This is a genomic window from Erythrobacter donghaensis (assembly GCF_001557325.1).
Taxonomy (GTDB): Bacteria; Pseudomonadota; Alphaproteobacteria; order Sphingomonadales; family Sphingomonadaceae; genus Erythrobacter; species Erythrobacter donghaensis_B.
The window spans coordinates 1-656 of record NZ_LSJS01000172.1; the positions used below are offsets into that span (position 1 = coordinate 1).

Genomic DNA, 656 nt, shown 5'->3' on the forward strand with positions numbered 1-656 from the left:
CGTGGGCTCGGAGATGTGTATAAGAGACAGCGCCGCAGAAGCGCCCGATCCCGCCGGACGTTAACCCTTTTCCGTTGATTAGGGGGCCGCGCGGGGTCGACTTGCTCCGCGGCGCGCGGCTAGATTCGGACAACGTTCATGTGTCGCCCGCCACCACGGGCAGAAACAGCCAGGGAACCTGACGCGCCATGACCACCACCGCCAAGATCCTTTCCATGCGCCTCGCCGGTGCCGCGCTGATCGGTGCCACGGCGGCGAGCCTCGGGACCATCGCGCTGCCTGTCGCCGCGCAGGAGACCCCCGCCGCTGCCGAGGCGCGGCTGCGCAAGATCGAGGCCGAGGTCCGCGCCTTGCAGCGCAAGGTCTTCCCCGGCGGGGACGGGAAGTTCTTCGAACCGCAGATCGCGCCCGGCACCCAGGGCCCCGCGACCACGACGGCACCCGCGACCACCGCCGCGCCCTCGCCGGGGGCGGTGACCGACATCCTCGTGCGGATCGACTCGCTCGAAGCGCAGCTCCAGCGTCTGACCGCGCGCAGCGAGGAGCAGGCCAATGCGCTCGCCCAGCTCGAGACGCGGCTGGCGGCGCTCGAGACCGCGGCCAATGCGCCGCTGCCCGAGCCCGGCACTGGCACTGGCGCGCCCGCGATCCAGCCC

The 656-nt window shown here is 72.0% G+C and carries 1 pseudogene; it reads left to right on the top strand.

The window, feature by feature from the left end:
* Window positions 1-188: 188 nt before the first annotated feature.
* A pseudogene (locus AX692_RS10225) lies at window positions 189-656 on the top strand (hypothetical protein); the annotation flags it as partial.